Source organism: Acidithiobacillus sp. TH-A36, from assembly GCF_057473445.1.
Window position 1 is genome coordinate 1 of the sequence record NZ_JBYCKP010000181.1, and the last position, 4,189, is coordinate 4,189.

Here is a 4,189-nt window from a genome sequence, read left to right on the forward strand (position 1 = left end):
TCAGGCGTGGATAATTTTTGGGCGGCGTATCCCGAATGCCCTTTCTGGTATATTTTTGCAGATAATTGAACTACCAACCAGAAGGAGAATGTATGGCTTTGACCCTGTTTGACCTCGATAACACCCTGCTGACCGGTGATTCAGACCACGCCTGGATGGAGTTTTTGGGCAGTCGTGGCATTGTCGATGCGGAAGAATTCAATCATCGCAATGATCAGTTTTACGCCGATTATGTGGCCGGACGCCTGGACATCCATGCCTTTCTGGACTTTCAGCTCACGCCATTAGCCGCCCACCCCCGTGCCCAACTGGATGTCTGGCATCGTGATTATCTTCAGGAAAGGGTTTTGCCCATGATCTCCAACCGGTCACGGGCCTTGGTGGAAGACCACCGCCAGCAGGGCGATTTGCTGGTCATTATTACGGCTACCAATCGCTTCGTGACGGCGCCCATCGCCGCTGAATTTGGGATTGAAAACCTCCTGGCTACCGAACCCGAAGTAAACACAGACGGCGAATTTACGGGCAAAACAGTCGGCACCCCCTGCTTCCAGGCGGGAAAGATCGAACGCCTGCGTCACTGGTTGCAGGAGCAGCAACTGGATTGGCAACAAAGTTTGCAAGGCAGCACCTTTTACAGTGATTCCTACAATGACCTGCCCCTTTTGGAAACCGTCGATTACCCCGTTGCCGTGAACCCCGATGAACGCCTGGGTGCCCATGCCACAAGCAAAGGCTGGCCGACCCTTTCTTTACATGATCAATAGACATTCATCAAATTGTCATATTATGGTGCTAGCATTTGTCCATTATTAAACTGCTAACCGGTAAAAACCGGATCAGGAGCCGCAATGTCCTATTTCCAATCAGTGCCCCATATTGGTAAAACGGGAGAATTTTCGCAAGTCCTGAAACCATTCGGGTGAGTGTACGCCTATGAATTCTTCCGGGCAGGACACAGCCTTATTACGCTGCAGAAGTGTTGGCAAATTCTATGGAGAAGCCCAGATACTCAGGGATGTTTCTCTGGACTTATATCCTGGGGAAATCGTGGCATTACTGGGTCCCAATGGTGCCGGCAAAAGCACCCTGCTGACCTGTCTGGTCGGTCTCATCCTCGCCAATGAGGGCGACATTGAGTTATTTGGTCAGGCTATCCAGCAACTGGATACCCAAAACCGTATTCAGACTGGTTTTGTACCGCAGGAATTCAGTGGTTTTTCCTGGATGCGGGTCAAGCAACTTCTTGAGTTGATTGCGGGCTTCTATCCTGCTTCCGGTCGCCACTGGAAAAAACTCGAAGACTGGGCTGATCTGGACTCCAGCAAAAAAGTTCAGGAACTTTCGGGTGGCCAAAGACAACGTCTGGCAATTGTTCTTGCCATGCGCCACCGCCCGCGTTTATTGATCCTGGATGAACCAGTTTCCCAACTGGATCCACAGGCCCGCCAGGATTTCCTGTCCCTGCTGCAGGAGCACGCCCGGGAGTATGAAGCTGCAGTAATGCTCTCATCCCACATTGTTTCCGATCTTGAACGCATTTGTTCGCGTTTTCTGGTACTCCATCACGGCCGGATAATTGCAGAATGGCCCCGCGAAACCTTACAGCCCGGAGAAGCGGAAAGCCGATTCCTGGCAATGACCAGAGACAGCAACTGATGGGTATCTGGCGCTGTCTCCACCCGCGCCTGCTGTTTCAGGAAAACCTGACCCTGATACTGGGTAGCCTGTTATTTTTAATGGGGATGGGTATAACAATCGGCTTTTCACTTTCCACCCAGGCTAAGCCACAGGCCTCGCAAGCAGTTTTTACAATGATATTACTGCCCGCATTTTTTATCGTGGGTGGCTTTCTCATCCATTACTGGCGGATGATTTCTGAAGACTTTTTAAGAATTTTACCCGGTTTTCGCAGGCAGGCCATTGGTATATTTGTTTCCATTCTAGTTCTCTTGCTGGTCATCATTGCCGGGGAAATGCGGTTTTCAAACATTCCCCTGGCAGGAGCCTTTATTTTAACGGCTTACGTGGCATTTTGGGCCTCTTTTTATGCGATTTTGATCAATATCGGCGGAAGCCGCAGGAAAGACCGAAAATATTGGCAGGGATTCCCCCTGCTTCCAGTGTATCCCCTCATATTTTTCCCACCTGCCAGAGATGTTTTTTTGGCGATTCCCGCACCAGTGGATTCGGTCCTGGGAATTCTTCTGCTTTTACTCATCGTCCTGCTGATGCGGAAAACGCCACGGGAGTGGCAAGATTTTTTATCCGAATACCTGCACAGGCCCCAGGATATTCGCATCCAGAACATTCCGTGGAGTGCAATCTGGCGCTGGATGCCCGGAAACTGGCACAACCCCATTCTCGATACGGCGCGACGGCCGCAGGGAATTCTGGCGGTTCTTTTCATCCAACCCTTGTTCCCGGCTACTCTTATGGCCTTACAATTTTTGCGGGTTGGTACATCGCATTGGCCTCAGGTTCTACCTTTTCTTCCAGTCATTTTCCTTCTACCTGTCTTATCATGGGGTATCTGGTCGGCACGCGCATTTGACTGGCAATATCTGACGCTTACCGGTCGTTTTGGTGGCAATCACCAGCAGGCAAGTACCCACATTGTAAAAAGTTACGCTGCGCATACCAGCCTGCTGGCCCTGGTATTACTGTTTTGGCCGGCCCTTATTTTGATTCTGCTGGGATATCATAGCCTGCAAATCGGCATGATTTTGTTGATTTTGTATATGGGCATTCTGGTGCTGGCCTGGGCACCAATGGGTATAATCGGCCTGGGCTTTACCGGTATCCGACAGCAAATCATCCTGCTCCTTTCTTTTGGGTTGGATGCTGTTCTGGTGTTGCGCGCTGCGCACTACTGGTTTTATCGCCACCTGATTCATGTGCCCTTTCATCTGCGCGGAACACTGGTTTTAATGTTTATGGCCCTTGTCAGTGTGGGGTTTGCCGCCTATCTTGCCCGACAACGCCTGAGTCGCAGTGACTGGAATTTATCCCAATTTTCTGCCCAAAAAATTCAGCAGACAGGACAAAAGTACGCTTTATCGGCAGAAACAAGCAAGCAACAGTCTGCAAGAAAATCTCTTAGCACGCATTGGGGGCCCTGGGCAGCGATAATCCTCTTTCTGAGCTTTTTCTTCGGTCAGGCCATTATTGTCGTTGTTATGGTCATGCTGCGGGATTTTGTCGTCGGCGCGCAGTTGGGTATGCATTATGCCTTACTCCATGAAAAAATGCCGCCGCTTGTCCTGGAAAAGTCCTTACACCAAATCAGTACTACGTTCCGTATATGGCTGGGCATCCTGAGCTATACGCTTTGTGCATTGGCGATCCTGATTTTTTTACAGATGAAATTTCCCCGGGAGGTCTGGCGCAAAGCTGATGGTTTTGCCTGGCGCAAACCCAGTCGTCCATATGCCTATCTGCTGGCCTTGATACTGGCCATTCTCATCGGTCTCATTGCCCATGGTCTTTTCCAGGTATTTCCTCCGCCCAGCCATCTGAACCCGCGCGCATTAGGTCTCTTTGAGGGACTGAAAGGCTCAGGATTGACGCACTACGTGGTCCTTTTGTTGCTGATTGTCATTGCGCCCTTTGCCGAAGAAATTATTTTTCGGGGAGCCATATATGCCGGGCTGCGCCGGCGGTTTTCATCAGGCTGGTCGGCCCTGTTCGTCAGTTTGCTTTTTGTGTTAGCCCATGTACCCAGCAAAATCGAACAGTTTCATTACCCTCCGGCATTGATTATCATCGCCCTGTTGGCAGCTGCATTAATATTTTTGCGCATCCGCTATCGTTCACTCTGGCCCGGAATCCTGCTTCATATGGTATGGAATGGCAGTGGCTTTCTGTTACTACTTTGGCATTGAAAAAAGGAACACATTATGGACAGTTTTACCCCGATGCAGGCGGATGATCCCACTTACAGCAGCGCCATCCGTGGTGGCTGGGATCTACTTAAAAACCAATTTAAAACGCTATGGCCGGCTTTACTCATTTTTATCTTCTTAATAGGAATAGGCTTTGCCCTAGATTCAATACTCAATTTCAGCGGCCCAACATACGTCCAGTTAAGGCAATTTCCATTATTCTTGTGGATCACCTTGCTGGATATGGGATTATTTTACCTGTTAGCTAAAAGTCTCACCGGTCAGTCATGGCATATCGGAAACTT

Annotated in this window: 4 protein-coding genes; all 4 read left to right on the forward strand. The window is 49.8% G+C overall.

The window, feature by feature from the left end; all coding sequences use genetic code 11:
* Positions 1-92 precede the first annotated feature (92 nt).
* Positions 93-767 carry a histidinol-phosphatase gene (locus AC2VLY_RS04925; protein WP_486921857.1) on the forward strand — a complete coding sequence of 225 codons (675 nt, stop codon included), beginning with the start codon at positions 93-95 and terminating at the stop codon, positions 765-767.
* 169 nt (positions 768-936) lie between these two features.
* On the forward strand, positions 937-1,659 hold the full coding sequence (locus AC2VLY_RS04930) for an ABC transporter ATP-binding protein (RefSeq protein WP_486892165.1): 723 nt from the start codon (positions 937-939) through the stop codon (positions 1,657-1,659).
* Between the two features lie 155 nt (positions 1,660-1,814).
* Complete coding sequence (locus tag AC2VLY_RS04935) at positions 1,815-3,884, forward strand: CPBP family intramembrane glutamic endopeptidase (protein ID WP_486921858.1); 2,070 nt, start codon at positions 1,815-1,817, stop codon at positions 3,882-3,884.
* A 15-nt stretch (positions 3,885-3,899) separates the two neighbouring features.
* On the forward strand, positions 3,900-4,189 hold a 290-nt coding region (locus tag AC2VLY_RS04940), incomplete at its 3' end, for a hypothetical protein (RefSeq protein ID WP_486921859.1).

What these genes read in the sequence shown, in the direction of transcription:
- AC2VLY_RS04925 (WP_486921857.1), top strand. Translation starts at nt 93, where the DNA reads ATGGCTTTGACCCTGTTTGACCTCGATAACACCCTGCTGACCGGTGAT.
- AC2VLY_RS04930 (WP_486892165.1), top strand. Translation starts at nt 937, where the DNA reads ATGAATTCTTCCGGGCAGGACACAGCCTTATTACGCTGCAGAAGTGTT.
- AC2VLY_RS04935 (WP_486921858.1), top strand. Translation starts at nt 1,815, where the DNA reads ATGATATTACTGCCCGCATTTTTTATCGTGGGTGGCTTTCTCATCCAT.